Origin of the sequence: Gordonia sp. i37 (assembly GCF_002043085.1) — a bacterium.
Taxonomy (GTDB): domain Bacteria; phylum Actinomycetota; class Actinomycetes; order Mycobacteriales; family Mycobacteriaceae; genus Gordonia; species Gordonia polyisoprenivorans.
This window is the reverse complement of sequence record NZ_MVPX01000374.1, coordinates 1-16850: the sequence shown is the minus strand read 5'-3', so window position 1 is coordinate 16850 and position 16850 is coordinate 1. Positions and strand designations below refer to the sequence as shown.

Annotated in this window: 13 protein-coding genes and 2 pseudogenes; 6 read left to right on the top strand and 9 right to left on the bottom strand. The window is 65.9% G+C overall.

Going from position 1 to position 16850, the window contains the following annotated elements:
* Positions 1 to 425, bottom strand: a pseudogene (locus B1964_RS18355) (hypothetical protein); the annotation flags it as partial.
* 546 nt (positions 426 to 971) lie between these two features.
* Between B1964_RS18355 and pstS the strand changes: the two are divergent.
* The 4 genes from pstS to pstB all read left to right on the top strand — a co-directional run bounded on the left by pstS (position 972) and on the right by pstB (position 5018).
* Positions 972 to 2096 (top strand): phosphate ABC transporter substrate-binding protein PstS, encoded by a 1125-nt coding sequence (gene pstS / locus B1964_RS18350; protein ID WP_216354260.1) that lies wholly within the window; start codon positions 972 to 974, stop codon positions 2094 to 2096.
* A 57-nt stretch (positions 2097 to 2153) separates the two neighbouring features.
* A complete protein-coding gene (gene pstC / locus B1964_RS18345) occupies positions 2154 to 3242 on the top strand; it encodes a phosphate ABC transporter permease subunit PstC (protein WP_079930769.1) in 1089 nt (362 codons plus the stop codon).
* On the top strand, positions 3239 to 4168 hold the full coding sequence (pstA, locus tag B1964_RS18340; RefSeq protein WP_006368150.1) for a phosphate ABC transporter permease PstA: 930 nt from the start codon (positions 3239 to 3241) through the stop codon (positions 4166 to 4168). Before pstC ends, pstA begins: the two co-directional genes overlap by 4 nt.
* Before the next feature lie 73 nt (positions 4169 to 4241).
* Positions 4242 to 5018, top strand: a complete 777-nt coding sequence (pstB, locus tag B1964_RS18335; RefSeq protein ID WP_014361332.1) for a phosphate ABC transporter ATP-binding protein PstB — start codon at positions 4242 to 4244, stop codon at positions 5016 to 5018.
* Between the two features lie 111 nt (positions 5019 to 5129).
* Here pstB and B1964_RS30485 read toward each other — a convergent pair whose 3' ends face one another.
* The 6 genes from B1964_RS30485 to B1964_RS18310 all read right to left on the bottom strand — a co-directional run bounded on the left by B1964_RS30485 (position 5130) and on the right by B1964_RS18310 (position 11681).
* Positions 5130 to 5282, bottom strand: a complete 153-nt coding sequence (locus B1964_RS30485) for a hypothetical protein (RefSeq protein WP_172398886.1) — start codon at positions 5280 to 5282, stop codon at positions 5130 to 5132.
* 144 nt (positions 5283 to 5426) lie between these two features.
* Complete coding sequence (gene phoU, locus B1964_RS18330) at positions 5427 to 6083, bottom strand: phosphate signaling complex protein PhoU (RefSeq protein ID WP_079930768.1); 657 nt, start codon at positions 6081 to 6083, stop codon at positions 5427 to 5429.
* Positions 6084 to 6200: 117 nt separating this feature from the next.
* Positions 6201 to 8447, bottom strand: coding sequence for an LCP family protein (locus tag B1964_RS18325; protein ID WP_079930767.1), 2247 nt, complete (start codon positions 8445 to 8447; stop codon positions 6201 to 6203).
* 186 nt (positions 8448 to 8633) lie between these two features.
* Positions 8634 to 9767, bottom strand: coding sequence for a tRNA dihydrouridine synthase DusB (gene dusB / locus B1964_RS18320; protein WP_276114411.1), 1134 nt, complete (start codon positions 9765 to 9767; stop codon positions 8634 to 8636).
* Positions 9768 to 9871: 104 nt separating this feature from the next.
* Complete coding sequence (locus B1964_RS18315; protein ID WP_006368156.1) at positions 9872 to 10864, bottom strand: acyl-ACP desaturase; 993 nt, start codon at positions 10862 to 10864, stop codon at positions 9872 to 9874.
* 286 nt (positions 10865 to 11150) lie between these two features.
* Positions 11151 to 11681, bottom strand: a complete 531-nt coding sequence (locus tag B1964_RS18310; protein WP_079930766.1) for a nuclear transport factor 2 family protein — start codon at positions 11679 to 11681, stop codon at positions 11151 to 11153.
* A gap of 165 nt (positions 11682 to 11846) precedes the next feature.
* Here B1964_RS18310 and B1964_RS18305 point away from each other — a divergent pair, with 165 nt between their 5' ends.
* The gene (locus tag B1964_RS18305; protein WP_079930765.1) at positions 11847 to 13250 is read left to right on the top strand and encodes a wax ester/triacylglycerol synthase family O-acyltransferase; all 1404 of its coding nucleotides are present in this window, start codon (positions 11847 to 11849) and stop codon (positions 13248 to 13250) included.
* Between the two features lie 40 nt (positions 13251 to 13290).
* The gene (locus tag B1964_RS18300) at positions 13291 to 15318 is read left to right on the top strand and encodes an NAD(+) synthase (RefSeq protein WP_079930764.1); all 2028 of its coding nucleotides are present in this window, start codon (positions 13291 to 13293) and stop codon (positions 15316 to 15318) included.
* Positions 15319 to 15451: 133 nt separating this feature from the next.
* Here B1964_RS18300 and B1964_RS18295 read toward each other — a convergent pair.
* Together B1964_RS18295 and B1964_RS18290 are read right to left on the bottom strand one after the other, a co-directional pair.
* Positions 15452 to 16033 (bottom strand): annotated as a pseudogene (locus B1964_RS18295) (HNH endonuclease signature motif containing protein); the annotation flags it as partial.
* Positions 16034 to 16529: 496 nt separating this feature from the next.
* Positions 16530 to 16850: acyl-CoA dehydrogenase family protein (locus B1964_RS18290; protein ID WP_290440717.1), on the bottom strand; the 321-nt coding region annotated here is incomplete at its 5' end.

The following is a 16850-nucleotide window of genomic DNA, read 5'->3' as shown; positions in this document are numbered from 1 at the left end:
AGCCGCGCCAGCGCGACCACGCGGCGTGGATCCGCGCAGATCGCGGCCGAGGCTAGCGCCAGCGGCGGTGTGCGGTGGCCGAATCGGCGCCACGTCCGGCGATCATGCGGATCGGTGGACCCGAGGATCACCGCGACGACGACGTTGAGCAGTGCGGCGTCGCCGAGACCGTGATCGAAATCGATGGCGATGTGCTCGTCACCGAGTACGACGCGCAGGGGCCGATCGGGGCCGCTGCGGACCTCGTCGAGCAGACGCAGCGGATCGTCGCCGCCCCTGCTCGCCCGCACCTGGCAACCACCGGCGTCGGGATCGTGGGTCCATCGTGCACGCGCTGGTGTGGGGTGCAGGCCCACCCGCGTGAACGGGCCGGCCGCAGCCATCGCGCGCACTCGCTCGCGCACCTGCGCCACGGACTGAACCACCACTGGTCCCACGACCAACGCCGAGCGCCGGCGGCTGTGGTGGCGGTCGAGGGCCGCGCTGCGAACCGATTGCCGAGGGATGGACCCGCGTGGCATCGCGACCCGGGATGTCGGGAGTGCGGGATCAGGGGTTCGCTGTGTCGCCATGAGAATCGTGACAACTTTACCAAGCCTTACCTAAATTGAAGGCGTCGGGATGGGCTTTGCGTTGGCGCGCACCCGACGGCAACCCGGCATTCACCGCACGCTCACCCGGGTGCCGAGCGCGGGCCGCAGGCCACGCGTGGCGCGTGGCACGCGGTGTCGGCGTGTGGAGGGCCACAGCGACCCGAAATGGGACGTATCGGTCCAGCTCCGAGGGGTGATTGTCCGATCTACGCATCCGGTCGGGAGACGATGTGACCGGAATCGACATGTCCGAGTCGTCCAATTCATCTTCCGTTCACCTTTCGTCGGGGGACCGTCCATCACTGCCCCATAAGGTCAGCTCGACCGGGCAGGGTCGCATGGCCCGACTGCCGTGTTTTGATGCTGGAGGAACCAGAAGTGAAATTGAGTCGTACAGGTGCTGTTGTCGCCGCCATGGCGGCCAGCTCGGCCCTCATTCTCGGCGCGTGTAGCAGTAACGCGGACAAGGGGACCACCAGCGCGGCACCCGCGTCGGCCGTCGCCAATGTCAAATGCGAGGGCAAGCAGTCGCTCAAGGCCAGCGGCTCGACCGCCCAGGCCAACGCGATGAAGATCTTCTCCACGTCGTTCGCCAAGACCTGCCCGGGCTACGAGCTCGCCTACGGTGGCGGCGGCTCCGGCCAGGGTGTCTCCGACTTCACCCAGGGCCTCACCGACTTCGGTGGCTCCGACTCCCCGCTCAAGGGTGACGAGATCAGCAAGGCAGCCGCGCGTTGCACCGGTTCCGAGGCCTGGCAGCTGCCGCTGGTCTTCGGTCCGATCGCGGTCGCCTACAACGTCGACGGGGTCAGCGACCTCGCACTGTCCGGCCCGACGCTGGCCAAGATCTTCAGCGGCGAGGTCAAGACCTGGAACGATCCGGTGATCACCGCCGATAACCCGGGCAAGACCCTGCCGGCGACCCCGATCAGCGTCATCTACCGCGCCGATCAGTCGGGTACCACCGACAACTTCCAGAAGTACCTGACCGCTGCCGGTGGCTGGACCAAGGGTGACGGCAAGACCTTCAACGGCGGTGTTGGCGAGGGCAAGCAGGGCAACCCCGGTGTGGGTTCGGCCGTGAAGCCGACCCCGGGTTCGATCGCCTACGTCGAGTGGGCCTACGCGCAGTCCAACAACCTGTCGATGGCCAAGATCATCACCGATCAGGATCGCAGCGGTGTGGCGTTGACGGCGGAGTCGGGTGGCAAGACCATCGAGTCGGCCACCCTCAAGAACGGCCCGGACAACCACAACATGGTGATCGACACCTCGTCGTTCTACAAGCCCACCTCGGCCGGTGCTTACCCGATCGTTCTGGCAACATATTCGATTGTCTGCTCGAAGTACTCCGACACCTCGGTCGGGCAGGGCGTCAAGTCCTTCCTCTCGGTCGCCTCGGCGCCGCAGAATCAAGGGCAGGAACTGATCAACGCGGGTTACATCCCGCTCCCGAGTGACTTCCAGCAGAAGCTGCAGGCCTCGATCAACGCCATTCAGTAAGCGGCGCGAACGTCAACGAAACACCTCGAAGTACCCGAACCCTAGGCGATAAGAGTTATGTCAGTGGATGACACCACCGGTACGGGCCGGGGTCATACGGACAATCCGTACGACCCCGGCGCGCAGCCGCCCGAAACGCCCAACCAGTTACCGCCCGAAGAAGAGCGAGAACTCGACGAGCAACTCCACCCGGGCCTGCGTAGCCACCGAGGTGCCACCGGTGACCGCGTCTTCTCCTATCTCGCCCGGGGTACCGGGTTCTTCGTCATCGCCCTGATCGCCGGTATCGGTATCTCACTGATCGTCGATGCCATACCGGCGATCGCGGCGAACAACGCGAACTTCCTGTTCTCCTCGGAGTGGCAGGTCAGCCAGTCGAACTTCGACGGCAACTCCGTGCGCTTCGGTGTGTGGGAGTTGTTCCGGGCCACCGCATTGTCGTCGGTCTTCGCCCTGGCGCTGGCGACGCCGATCGCCATCGGCATCGCGGTCTTCCTCGTCGAATACGCACCGCGGCAGATCTCCCGGCCGCTCGGTGCGGTCATCGACCTGCTCGCCGCGGTGCCCTCGATCATCTTCGGCCTCTGGGGCATCTACATCCTCGCGCCGTTCATCGCGCCGTTCGCGGAATGGTTGAACAGCTCGCTGGGCTGGTTCTTCCTGTTCTCCTCGGGCAGCACGTCGGTCGCCGGCGGCGGCACCGTCTTCACCGCGGGCATCGTGCTCGCGATCATGATGCTGCCGATCATCACCTCCATCACCCGCGAGGTGCTGCGCCAGACGCCGAGCGGTCAGAAGGAGGCCGCGCTCGCGCTCGGCGCCACCAAGTGGGAGGTCATCCGGATGACCTCCTTCCCCTACGGACGCTCCGGCATGATCGCCGCGTCGATGCTCGCCCTCGGACGCGCACTGGGCGAGACCATCGCAGTGATGATCATCCTGAGTTCGGCTGTCGGCCGCCTCAAGTGGTCGCTGTTCGAGGGTGGTGACACCTTCGCCTCCAAGATCGCCCGCGACGTCGGCGAGTTCGTCGGCAGCCGCGACACCCAGAGTGCGTACATCGCAGCAGGTCTGGTGCTGTTCATCCTCACATTCGTGGTCAATGCGATCGCCCGTTCGGTCGCCGGTGGAAAGGTGAACGGATGACCGTCACGATGGACAAAACTCCCGGGGGCGGCCCGATCAAGGCCTCCGGCACGGCCTTTCGCGAGGTCTCGCTGAGCCGGAAACTGCGCAACAATTCGGCGAAGGGCATCTTCATCGGATGCTTCGTCATCGGCGTCATTCCGTTGGTGTGGCTGCTGTGGACGGTCATCTCCAAGGGCGTCGGTGCCATCACCGACCCGAACTGGTGGTTCGGCGACGCCTACGGCATCGACACCACCACCCAGTTCGGGGCGGGCGTCGCGCCGGCCATCATCGGTTCTATCATCCAGGCGCTCGTCGCCGCGATCATCTCGGTGCCGATCGCTGTGCTGACCGCGGTCATGCTCGTCGAGTATCCGACGTCGCGGCTGGTGAAGCCGGTCAGCTTCATGGTCGACATCCTCGCCGGCGTGCCGTCGATCGTGGCCACGCTGTTCATCTTCACCGTCTTCGTCATCGGGTTGTCGATGGGGCAGAGCGGCTTCATGGTGAGCCTCGCACTGATCCTGCTGATGATCCCGATCGTCGTGCGCTCCACCGAGGAGATGCTCAAACTCGTTCCCGACGAACTCCGCGAAGCCTCCTATGCGCTGGGCATCCCCAAGTGGAAGACCATCATGCGCATCGTCATCCCGACCGCGCTGTCGGGCATGCTGTCGGGCATCTTCCTGGCCATCGCCCGCATCATGGGTGAGACCGCGCCGGTGCTGATCCTCGCCGGACCGGCGAGCACCATGGTCAAGACCAACCCGTTCGAGGGCGGCATGAACTCGTTGCCCCTGTTCATCAAGGACATGTGGGCGGCGAGTCAGCCCGCGTCGTCGTTCTACTACTGGGGCGCCGCGCTCACCCTGATCATCATCGTCGCCGTCCTCAACCTGTTCGCCGCCGTGCTCTCGAAGTTGCTGGCCCCCAAGACCAAGTAAGTCTGAGCCGCGCCCGCAGTCGAAAGGGGCTGTGTGGCCAAGGCTCATCCAACGCCGTAAAGAAAGTAGTTCCATGGCCAAGCGCCTCGACATCAAAGACCTGAACATCTACTACGGCAAGTTCCACGCCGTGAAGGACGTGACGCTCTCGGTACCGCCGCGCAGCATCACCGCGTTCATCGGCCCGTCGGGCTGCGGCAAGTCGACCGTGCTGCGCACCCTCAACCGGATGCACGAGGAGATCCCGGGCGCCTACGCGGTGGGCAGCGTGCTGCTCGACGGTGAGGACATCTACGGCAAGGGCGTGAACCCCACCAGCGTCCGTACGACCATCGGCATGGTGTTCCAGCGCCCCAACCCGTTCCCGACGATGTCGATCCGCGACAACGTGGTCGCCGGGCTCAAACTGCAGGGTGTGCGGGGCAAGTCGCAGCTCAACGAGGTGTGCGAACGCAGCCTGCGCGGCGCGAACCTGTGGGAAGAGGTCAAGGACCGCCTCGACAAGCCCGGTGGCGGGCTCTCCGGCGGTCAGCAGCAGCGTCTGTGCATCGCCCGCGCGATCGCGGTCTCCCCGGATGTGTTGCTGATGGACGAGCCGTGCTCGGCGCTCGACCCCATCTCGACCCTGGCCATCGAGGACCTGATGGGGGAGCTCAAGAAGGACTACACGATCGTCATCGTCACCCACAACATGCAGCAGGCCGCGCGGGTGAGCGATCAGACGGCGTTCTTCAACCTCGAAGGGGTCGGCCAGCCCGGCCAGCTCGTCGAGATCAACGACACCGAGACGATCTTCTCCAACCCCACCAAGCGCGAGACCGAGGACTACATCTCGGGACGCTTCGGCTGAGGCCGGGAGCACGCAACGACCGAAGTCCCCGGACCGCCTGGCAGTAGCACGAAGCCATCGGCGGCCGGGGACTCGTCGTATGTCGTGGTCCTGTCACGTGCTGAGGTGTTGTCACATGTTGAGGTAGAGAATCGCGAGTAGCACCAGCAGCGACGCGATCACCCCGGCGTAGGTGAGCAGCTGCCGGGCACACACCCCGGCTCCGACGTCGCCCTGATCCCCGGCGGCGTTGACATCCTGGTCGGCGGGAGAGTGCAGGCTCATGACGAGCTACGCTAGCCGGTCGCCAGGCCCCGATGCACACCGATCGGTGACCTCGGATCGGGTATCACACGCAGACACGAAACGTGGTGCAGCACACAGGAGCGTGCTGCACCACGAAAGCGGAAGTGACCAGGGTGAGACGCCCTAGACGTCCAGTTCGGCGAGAGTCTTGCCGGTCGCCTGGAACACCACTCGGCGTCCGATCATGACGGCGTGGTCGGCGAAACGCTCGTAGTAGCGGCCGAGCAGGGTGATGTCGACCGCGGAGGCCACCCCGTGGTCCCATTCCCGGTCCATCAGCACGGTGAACAGGTGACGGTGCAGGTCGTCCATGGCGTCGTCGTCCTCCTCGAGACGGACGGCGGCCTGCGGATCCTGCGAATCGAGGGCCTCGCGGGCGTTCCGCGCGAGATGCACGGCCAACCGGCCCATCTCCGCGAAGTAGCCTGCGACCTCCTCGGGCAGCGCCTTGGCGGGGTGGCGACGGCGTGCGACCTTGGCGACGTGCAGCGCGAGCGCGCCCATGCGGTCGGCGTCGGCGACGATCTGCAGCGCGCTGACGATGCCGCGCAGATCACCTGCCACCGGGGCCTGCAGGGCCAGCAGCCCGAAGGCCTGCTCCTCGGCGCGGGTGGCGAGTTCGTTCATCCGGTCGTTCTCACTGATGACCTCTTCGGCGATCGCGAGATCGGCTTGGAGCAGCGAGCGGGTCGCGCGCTCCATCGCCGAGCCCGCGAGGTCGCACATCTCACCCAGGATGGTGTTGAGTGAGTGGAGTTGTTCCTGGTAGGCGGTCCGCATGTATCAAGGCTACTGCCTGTGTCGAGCGCTCACCGTCACCCGCCGGGTGAACACACCGTGAACGGTGATCGGCGGTTCGACGAGGGCCGTCATACCCGCCGAACGGCGTGGTGCAGGTCACGAACAGGTGGTGTCACCGGCGTTGGTGATGGCCAGGTCATTGGGCAGATTCGAGGTGTTGGCCGCCGGCGGCAACGACGACGCCGAGAGCGTCGTACCGACCGCGGGAGCCGTCCCGACCGATCCGTCGAACTCCGACCCCAGAATGACCTCCACACCGTCGCGCACCGTGCGGTCGAGCTGGATCGAGGCGCCCGGGAACATCTCGGCCACCGTGGCCGCAGAGTCCTCCGAACCGGTGCCGTACCGGATGACGGTGTCGGTGCGGTTCTCCGACGCGTCGGCGACGCCCTGGACGTCGAATCCCTGCGCCGACATCTGGTCGGAGACCTCACTGGCGATGCCGCTGCGCCCACTGCCGTTGAGGACCCGCAGCGAGACGTTGCCGGGGTTCTGGGCGGTCGCCGCCACCTTGGTCGGAGCAGCCGGCGTGGTCGTCGACGGGCGGGTGCTCGAGCTGGTGCCGGCCTTCTCGGCCTGCTCGCCGGGCAGCGGCTGATCATCGATGATCGCGTTGAAGATCGCGTTGATGGCGTCGGTGTTGGGTAGCTCGTTGTTGCTGCCGTCGGTGGCGGTGCCGCTGGTGGGCAGGGTGATGAAGGTGACCCGGCCGGCCTCGATGCCCTGCATCGACTCCGCGAGCTGCAGCAGTGACTCGGTGTTGACGTTGTCGACGTAGCTGTAATTGATGAACGTGTTGACGATCGAATTCAGCTTCGCCGGATTGGTCAGCACGTTGCTCGACAGACTCGACCGCAGCAGCGACGACATGAACAGCTGCTGCCGTTTGATGCGGCCGTAGTCGCCGTTGCCCTCGGTGGAGACCATGCGGGCGCGGACATAGTTCAGCGCGCGTCGGCCGGTCAGCTTCTGCTTACCCGGTTTCCGCAGGATCTGGCCGAGTTCGTAGTCGTAGATCGGCTGGGTCGAACACACCTCGACACCACCGACGGCGTTGACGACCTTCTCGAACCCGAAGAAGTCCATCGCGATGAAGTGGTTGATGTTCAGGCCGCTCATCGCGGTGATGACCCGCACCAGACATTGCGGTCCGCCGAGGGCGTAGACGCTGTTGAGTTTCACCTGTGTCTCGGCGTCGAGGGTGGCGCCGTAGGTGCCCTTGTCGTTGTCCCACTGCTGGCATTCGGGCCGGTCCACCTGCAGGTCTCGTGGGAAGGACACGGCCACGACGCGACTGCGGTCGGCGGGGATGTTGACGAGGATGACGGTGTCGGAGCGGGCGCCCTCGGCGTCGGCGGTGGTGCCCGCGCCGACGTCGCCGTTCTGCCCGCTCCGGGTATCGGTGCCGACGATGAGGTAGTTCTCGTCGCCGTACTGGGCGTTCTTGTTGCGGATGTTGGTGTCGTCGGGGTTGACGGCCATGATGTTGCGCCAGTTGCCGTCCACCGAATTCAGATAACCCCACACGAAGCCGGTGCCGACCAGCGCCATCACGCAGGCCACCGCGACCAGGATGCGTCCGGTGACCGTGGCGTTGCGCCGCATCACCTGTTTGCGCGTGCGAGCCCGCACCCGACGGGGACGCGAGCGCGCCATCGCCGCCAGATCCGGTGTGCGCTGCAGCGGGGGCCCGGCCGGTTCGGTGGCCTCGGCGGAGGCCGCGTGCACGGTCTCGGGGGCGGCGGCGGGAGTATCGGTGCTGGTGTTGGCGGCGTCGGGGGTGGGTGCGTCCTCGGTGTCGCCGGCCGGGGCGACCCGTGTGACCGGCTCGAACTCCTCGGGTGCGACCGGTGCGGCGTGGGAGCCCTGTGCGCGTGACTCCTCGCTGGCGCGGCGCGCGGTTGCCTGGTCGGAGAGATCCACGCCGGTCGGTGTGTCGGTGACCGGGGGAAGCTTCTGGGTGACGTCGGCCGGTGCGTAGGGCGGGACCGGGGGAATCGACTCGGTCGGCGGGTCCGCACGCGGGTGGGCAGGCGCAGGAGGCGGGCTCGACCGCGGTCGTCGGAGTCGCGGGCGGCTGGTCGGGATGGCCTGGGTCGGGGTCTCGTCGGATGCCCCGGCCGACGCATCGTCGGCGTTCATCTGTTCCATCAGCTGCCGCACGGTCAGCCGATTGCGCCCACGGACGAACCGATCCGAGGACCGGGGCTCGCGGAGCCGATCGGCGGGCGGGCTCTCACCGGACGCGGCGAACCTCGACCCGCGGTCGTCGCCGGTACGGCGATCGTCGGGGTCGTCGCCGTCACCCGGCTGGGCGCCCTTGTTCGGCGTCGAACGACTCAACTGACAGTTCCTCTTCCCCCGGCAAGCTTTCGTAAACCGCGTCGTCGGGGCTCAACGCGTGCGGCACGCTCCGATCACGAACCTGCCGCAGCAGGACCTTGCGACATCTTACTTAGTCTCCGCTGAGAAGCACTCGCGCCGGTCGCCGATCCCGACCGAGTGGTCACGCGTCGCGCAGGTCTCCGCTCACCCGCCGGAGTGCATCACCTCGGCGCCGGCCGGAACCACGTCCTCGTCGGGATCGTCGAGCCAGCCGTCCGGGAGCGCCACCTTGGCGGGTGATCCCTGACGCCCACGAGGACCGTGTCCGTCGTCGGGGAACGGGGCCTCGGCGGGCAGTGTGGCCACCAGATCGCGCAGCTCCGACAGTGTGGTGACCAGTGAAAGTCGTTGGCGCAGATCCGATCCGGCAGGGAAACCGCGGAGATACCAGGCGACGTGCTTGCGAATCTCGCGCATGCCCTTGTCCTCGCCGTGGTGGTCGGCGAGAAGCTCACCGTGGCGCACGATGATGGCCGCGACCTCGCCCAGGGTGGGCGCGGCGGGTGCGGGCAGGCCGTTCAGCTCGGCGGCGAGCTCGGCGAACAGCCACGGCCGGCCGAGGCAGCCGCGGCCGATGACGACGCCGTCACACCCGGTGCGCTGCATCATCGCCACCGCGTCGGCGGGCTCGAAGATGTCGCCGTTACCGAGCACCGGGACATCGGTGACGTGCTCCTTGAGACGTGCGATCTCATCCCAGTCGGCGTGCCCGGAATATCGCTGCGACGCGGTACGGGCATGCAGCGCAACGGCTTTCACACCCTCTTCGGCGGCGATACGCCCGGCGTCGAGGTGGGTGTGGTGCTCGTCGTCGATGCCGATGCGGAACTTCACGGTGACCGGGACGTCGGTGCCCTCGGTGGCGCGCACCGCGGCGGCGACGATCTTGCGGAACAGGGTGCGCTTGTAGGGGATCGCCGATCCACCACCCTTGCGGGTCACCTTGGGGACCGGGCAACCGAAGTTCATGTCGATGTGGTCGGCGAGGTTCTCCTCGACGATCATCTTCGCGGCCTCGTAGGTGTAGCGCGGGTCGACCGTGTACAGCTGCATGGACCGCGGACTCTCGTCCGGGCCGAAGGTGGTCATGTGCATCGTCACCGGATGGCGCTCGACAAGCGCTCGCGCGGTGACCATTTCGCACACGTAGAGCCCCGACACCGTCCCGGTGCGGGCGAGTTCGAGTTCGCGGCACAGGGTGCGGAAGGCGACGTTGGTGACCCCGGCCATCGGTGCGAGGACCACCGGGCTCGACAACTCGAACGGTCCGATGCGCAGCCCGGATGCTCGGGACGTCGGGTCGGACGGGGCGTGCGGGACAGACGCCGAACCGGCGCCCTCGGTGATCGAGGACGCCGGTGCGGTCAGGGTCGGTGCGGTGCTCAGGATGCCTGACGCTCCCGCTTCTTGGCCTCGCGGGCGAGGGCGCGGTCGCGCATCTCCTCGAACTTGAGGGTGTCCTTCTCGAGTTGCTCGAGGAAGGCGGCGAGCTCCTCGCGGGTCTTCTCGCCCTCGCTGGTGAAGTCCTCGCGTTCGAAGACCCGCCACTTGCGCAGCACCGGCTGCACGACCTCTTCGAGGTGCTGGCGCAGGTCGTAGATGCCGTGCTTGGCCATCAACACGCCGTGGCGGCGGAAGTTGGGCATGCCGGCGCCGGGCATCTGGAAGTTGGTGACGATGTCGGTGACCGCGCGCAGCGTCTGATCCGGTGCCAGATCCATCCCGGCGCCACAGATGTTGCGGTAGAAGATCATGTGCAGGTTCTCGTCGGCGGCGATGCGCTGCAGCATCTTGTCGGCGATCGGGTCGTTGCAGGCCTTGCCGGTGTTGCGGTGGCTCACCCGGGTGGCCAGCTCCTGGAAGGTGACGTAGGCGACGGAGTGCAGGATGCCCAACTCGTCGGCGTGCTCCTCCAACTCGTCCGCGCGTCCGGCGGCGGCGAGCATCGGGTCGTAGCCGTTGGTCATGTGGACCATGCGGTCGGCCTCGAGAGCGGCGGGATCGACACCGCGGGTCACCACGAGGTAGTCGCGCATCACGATGCCGTGACGGTTCTCCTCGGCGGTCCACCGACCGACCCAGTGGCCCCACGCAGAATCCATCGAGAAGTTGTCGGCGATCACGCGGTGATACGAGGGCAGGTTGTCCTCGGTCAGCAGGTTGGTGATCATTGCGGCCTTGGCGACCTCGCTGAGCTGCGACTGCTCGGGGTCGTAGTCCGGGCCGCCCAGCGCCGGGTAGTTCTTGCCCTCATCCCACGGGATGTAGTCGTGCGGGTTCCAGTCGCGGGCGATCTTGAGGTGTCGGTTCACGTTCTCTTCGGCAACCGGAGCGAGTTCCTGCAAGAGCTCCAGTTGAGTCAGTGCACGTGCCATAGAGATTCCTCCGAACGGTGGTCGCATACGTGTGGGGTCGGTGCGCACACGGTTGGGTCAGCATTACAGGCTACGGCACATACCAGGCCGAACCCAAGTCATTACCTACGGTGTCGTAACCCGACCTCTCGGTCATGTTGCTATGGGGTGATGTCGCTGTCTTTCCGATGCTGCTGTCTTTCGGATGTCGCTGTGGGCGCGAATGGTGTTACCCCGGCTCACCATCCTGAGGGGTCGGCTTTGCCCGGGTCCAGACCCGGACGCGTACTCACAGGTGATCGACAGATCAGCGGCGCACGGCGAACGCCGGCCCGATCCGGCGCATCCATTCGGCCGCGCTGTCGTCGAGAGTACCGAGGTCAGATGCCCTTTCACACCACTTCATGGCGGCGGCACCGAACTCGAGCGGGTTGTAGACGTCCTCCTCGCGCGACCACAGGCCGTCGCCGGCGTAGGTGAGGATGGTGATGTTGGTCGCTGTGATGAGGCTGCCGTCGCCGGGATCGCGCATCGGGTTGTCCACCTCGCAGATCACCCGTGCGGTCGACGGGTCGGCGACGTGCCACAGTGCCGGGAATCCGGTCATGTGGCTGCCCGGGAATGCCGTCATCGTCTTCCAGATCCACGCCCGGATCTCCTCGCGACCACGCATGACGCCCAGAGCGTGCTCCACGTAGTCGGCGTCGGTGGTGAACAGGTCGGCGAAGCGGTCCCAGTCCCGGCTGACCCCGATCTCGGCGACGGTCCGCTGGAAGTCGGCAAAGGCCGCGTCGAGTTCGGCGGCGTCGAAGGTCGGTGCGGCGGCTGCGTTGGACACGTGTCCACCCTACGGTGACGGGAACCGAATCGGTCGAATTTCGCATTCTCGCGCAATGTGTGGGGATGACCGCCGACGGGGAGCAGAATGGTTTCGGGGGCCGAAAGAGGGCCGCGTCGCCGAAGCACTCACGGGTGCTCCGGCCGAGACAAGTGGAGGTCCGCAGTGCAGCGGTTGAGTGGTTTGGACGCGTCGTTCCTGTATCTGGAGACGCGCTCGCAGTTGATGCATGTCGTGGGGATCATGGAACTCGATGCGAGCACCATTCCCGGTGGTTACAGCTTCACCCGAATGCGTACCCAGCTCAACGCGCGAGTCGCCGCGATGCCCATGTTGCGACGCAAACTGGAGAACTCCGCGCTCAACATCGACCACCCGGTGTGGGTCGAGGACGACCACTTCGACATCGATCGGCACGTGCACCGCGTCGCGTTGCCCTCGCCCGCGGGCAAGAAGGAACTCAACGAGCTCTGCGGACATCTGGCCGGGCAGGCCCTCGACCGAGGCAAACCGCTGTGGGAGCTGTGGATCATCGAGGGCAGCGCCGACGGCAAGATCTGCGCGTTCCTGCGGATGCACCACGCCAGCGTCGACGGGGTCACCACCGCCGAGGTGCTCGGCCAGCTCTGCAGCCTTACCCCCGACGAGCCCGACGTCGACCCGGAGAAGGTCGCCGAGACCGCCGGTGGCCCCAACCGCACCGGCATGGTGATCTCCGGCGCCCTCAACTACTTTGTGCAGCGACCGATCGCGATGGCCAAACTGCTCCCGCAAACCGCCGGCGTACCGATCGAGTGGTTTCGCCGGTCGCGGTCGCGCACCGGGATGCCCGCCCCCTTCGCCGCGCCCCGCACCGTGTTCAACGGGCCGATCTCACCGCACCGCAGCATCGCGACCACCCAACTCTCCCTCGACGACGTCAAGCGGGTGAAGAACCGCTTCGGGGTGAAGGTCAACGACGTGGTGCTCGCGATGGTCGGCGGTGCGCTGCGCGAATATCTCTCCCAGCACGGGGATCTACCGGGCTCGCCGTTGGTGGCGATGGTCCCGGTGTCGGTCCACGATGCCGACGAGCGCGATCTGGTGGTCAACGGCACCAACAAGGTCACCGGCATGTTCACCGAATTGCCGTCGGACGTCGCCGATCCGGTCGAACGGCTCGAACGTGCCGGCGAACTCGCCCGCCGCGCCAAGGAACACCACGCCGACATCGACGCGAACATCCTGCGTGCGTGGGCGCAATTCGCCCCCGGCACCACGCTGTCGACACTGATGAAGTTCTACGGCGACCGCAAGCTCGCCCTGAATCACCCACCGGTCTTCAACGTGACCGTCTCCAACGTCGCCGGCCCCGACTTCCCGATGTACTTCTGCGGGGCGAAGGTCGCCGCCATCTATCCGCTCGGCCCGATCTTCCACGGCCTGGCTCTCAACATCACCGTCTTCTCCGTCGACGGGCACCTCAACGTCGGCATCTTGACCTGCCCCGACGAGGTGCCCGACGTCGAGGTGATCGCCGAGGCCTTCGATCACCAACTCAAGGCGTTGATCGAGGCGTGTGACGACTGAGGGTCGACGCCGCGAACGGCCTCGCAGTTAGGCTGAGACCGTGTCTGTTCATGACCATGGTTTCGCGCGGGTCACCGGGGCAATCCCGGTTGTCCGCATCGCCGATCCGAAGGCCAATGCCGAGGCGATCGTCGAGTCGATGCGGCAGGGCGCCGCGGAGGGCTCGCTGCTCGTCGTCTTTCCTGAGATGGGTTTGTGCGGTTACAGCATCGACGATCTCGTCCAGCAGGATGCGGTTCTCGACGGTTGTCGCGACGCATTGAAGTCGATCGTCGACGCCAGTGCAGGGTTGACCCCGCTCGTGGTGGTGGGGTTACCGCTGGTGGTCGGCGACGGCCTGTACAACTGTGCCGCGGTGATCCGTGACGGCGCAGTACTGGGCGTGATCCCCAAGTCGTATCTGGCCAACTATCGGGAGTTCTACGACAAGCGCTACTACAGTGCCGCCCGCGATGCGCCGCAGGATACGTTGCGGCTCTTCGGCTCCGACGTCCCGTTCGGTGCGGATCTCCTCTTCGACGCCGAGGATGTCCCGGGCTTCTGCCTGCACGTGGAGATCTGCGAGGACGGCTGGGTGCCCATCCCGCCGAGCGTGTGGGCCTCGCTGGCCGGCGCGACCATCCTGGCGAATCTGTCGGGTAGCCCGGTCACCGTCGGAAAAGAGTCGTACCGGAAGTTGTTGAGTACCAGCCATTCCGCGCGCTGCATCGCCGCGCACCTGTACGTGGCGGCCGGGTTCGGTGAATCCACGACCGATCTCGCGTGGGACGGCGACGCGTTGATCACCGAGAACGGGACCCTGCTCACACGCAGTAAGCAATTCGAGATGGGTGCCCAATCCATCACCGCCGACATCGATCTCGACCGTCTGCGCCAGGAGCGCATGCGTATGACCAGTGTGCGCGATCAGGTCGGCGACCATGCCGAGGACCTGAAAAGGTTGCGGCGCATCGGTTTCAGCTTCGGCGTGCAGCCCGGAACCGATGACGTCGATGTGCTGCGACGTGCCATTGCGCGGTTCCCGTTCGTGCCCAGCGGCACCAGCGACCTCGATGAACGTTGTCGGGAAGTCGGCAACATCCAGGTGCAGGGACTCGCGGCGCGCTTGCGTGCGACGGGACTCGAGAAGATCGTCATCGGTGTTTCCGGTGGACTCGATTCGACCCTTGCGTTGTTGGTCGCGGTGGACACCTTCGACCGACTCGAGTTGCCGCGCACCAATATTCTGGCCTACACCATGCCAGGCTTCGCCACCGGAGGCGCAACACTGCGGCGGGCGCATATCCTAATGGACTCGCTGGGCGTGAGTGGGACGGAACTCGACATCCGCCCGTCGTGCGAGCAGATGCTCGCCGACCTCGACCACCCGTACTCGCGTGGCGAGAAGGTCTTCGATGTGACGTTCGAGAACGTGCAGGCCGGGGAACGGACCTCACACCTGTTCCGCCTGGCCAACCACCATGGCGCCATCGTCCTCGGTACGGGAGATCTTTCCGAGCTCGCCCTCGGATGGTGCACCTACGGCGTCGGTGATCAGATGTCGCACTACAACGTCAACGGGTCGGTTCCCAAAACGCTTGTCCGCCATCTCATCCGGTGGATGATCAGCTCCGGTGAGTTCTCCGATGAGACCAGTGAGGTTCTCGCCGAGATCCTTGCCGACGTGATCTCACCCGAATTGGTACCGCCAGGCGAGGACGGTGCGATTCAATCCACCGAAGACACCGTCGGGCCGTACGAATTGCACGACTTCTTTCTCTACTATCTCACCCGGTTCGGCTACCGTCCCAGCAAAGTCGCGTACCTCGCTCGTCAAGCTTGGGGTGATCTCGACCGAACGCCGTGGGATACCGAGCCGATCGACGACCGCAACGTCTACGACGCGGCGACGATCGACAAGTGGCTCACGGTTTTCTGCCAGCGGTTCATGGCCAACCAGTTCAAGCGCACAGCCATGCCCAACGGACCCAAGATCGGTTCCGGCGGTTCGCTGTCGCCACGCGGTGACTGGCGTTCACCGTCGGACGCCTCCGCACGTGCGTGGTTACAGGAGCTCCGCGGGGAGTGAGACGCGGGCAGTGAGATGCGGCCGGGCCCCACGGTGATCATCTCGACCAACGTGGGCGGTTCGCTATTGAGTTCTCAAACAACAGATGCGGTCCCGGCGATGCCGGGTGCAGGGAATCAAGTAGTAGGGCAGATCAGGCTGCGGCGTCGTCGAGTCGCATGGTGCGTCGGTGATAGGACGGCACGGGTCGTCGTTTCGGATCGATGCTGGCGGGTGGGATCAGCCAGGGGTGGCGGTCGAAGCCGAGGACGATGTTCCAGCCGTGGTGGTGGACGTCGTCATGGCAGCTGCTGCACAGCAGGCAGCCGTTGTGGATGTCGGTGGGACCACCATCGGCCCAGTGGTGCACATGGTGTGCTTGGCAGCGTCCGGCGTGGGCTCCGCATTTGATGCACCCGCGGTCCCGCACCAGCAACGCTTTCCGTTGTCCGGGGGTGAAGAAGCGTTTTTCTTCGCCGACACTGTGCGGTACACCGTTGGGGTCGAGCATGATCTTGGTGATTGTGGTGTCGCACGACAATAGTTTCGCGGTGGCTTCGGTGATGGCTCCCATGTTCTGCAGATCCTCACCGAGGGCCGGGTTGTCCGCCGACCAGGTCCACAACAACCCGTTGGTCGGTTTCGCCAAGAAGGTGGTGTCGGCCAATCCTTGTGCCGCCAACTCCACGATCGTCTCGAACGTGGCAGCACAGATCTGTTCGGGTGTCCGCGGATCGGCTGACGATGTCGGCGAAGACTGCTTCGGCGTCAACACCTTTCACGTCAAGAGTTGCGGCGGTGGCCGTCACGGGCCCCTCCCCGGTGGCTGATCGGTGTGATGCCTTCATGGTACTCGAACATATGGATTATGGCAAGATTGTTCGACAGTTCTGGGGAGGGAAAGGTGCTTGTGGACAACGGGTTTCGGGGGTGGGCTGGCGGCAGTTTTCTATCGGTGGGGCGTGGTAGGGGGTGCGGCTTTGCTGTGGTGGGTGGATGTGTTTGGGAGGCTTGATGTCTCGCCGGGTCTCGAGGCTCGCCGCACGCGGCTCGCACCTCGACCATCGGGGGGAGGGCCAGGCGGCTGGGCGCCGTTTATCTCGACCATCGGGGGGAAGGCCAGGCGGCTGGGCGCCGTTTATCTCGACCATCGGGGGACGGCCCGGCGCCTGGGGCGCCGTGCATCTCGACCATCGGGGGAAGGGGGGCGGGGTGCGCGTCGCAGGCGGTCGCTACAGCCCCAGATCCTTGGCGATGATCGTCTTCATCACCTCGTTGGTCCCGCCGTAGATCCGCGATACGCGGGTGTCGGCGTAGAGGCGGGCGATGGGGAACTCGGTGATGTAGCCGTAGCCGCCGTGCAGCTGCAGGCATTTGTCGATGACCCGGCCCGCGGTGTCGGTGGCGAACAGTTTGGCGCGGGCGGCGTCGGGAACCGACAGCTCACCCGAGTTGTGCAGCGTCAGAGCGTGATCGACGAACTGCTGGATCGCCTCGACTTCCGCGGAGCATTCGGCGAGCACGAACTTCGTGTTCTGGAAAGAGGCGACGGG

Excerpts from the sequence above, each read along its gene's own strand:
- pstC (WP_079930769.1), top strand. The coding sequence starts at position 2,154 with ATGTCAGTGGATGACACCACCGGTACGGGCCGGGGTCATACGGACAAT.
- pstA (WP_006368150.1), top strand. The coding sequence starts at position 3,239 with ATGACCGTCACGATGGACAAAACTCCCGGGGGCGGCCCGATCAAGGCC.
- pstB (WP_014361332.1), top strand. The coding sequence starts at position 4,242 with ATGGCCAAGCGCCTCGACATCAAAGACCTGAACATCTACTACGGCAAG.
- B1964_RS30485 (WP_172398886.1), bottom strand. The coding sequence starts at position 5,282 with ATGAGCCTGCACTCTCCCGCCGACCAGGATGTCAACGCCGCCGGGGAT.
- phoU (WP_079930768.1), bottom strand. The coding sequence starts at position 6,083 with ATGCGGACCGCCTACCAGGAACAACTCCACTCACTCAACACCATCCTG.
- B1964_RS18315 (WP_006368156.1), bottom strand. The coding sequence starts at position 10,864 with ATGGCACGTGCACTGACTCAACTGGAGCTCTTGCAGGAACTCGCTCCG.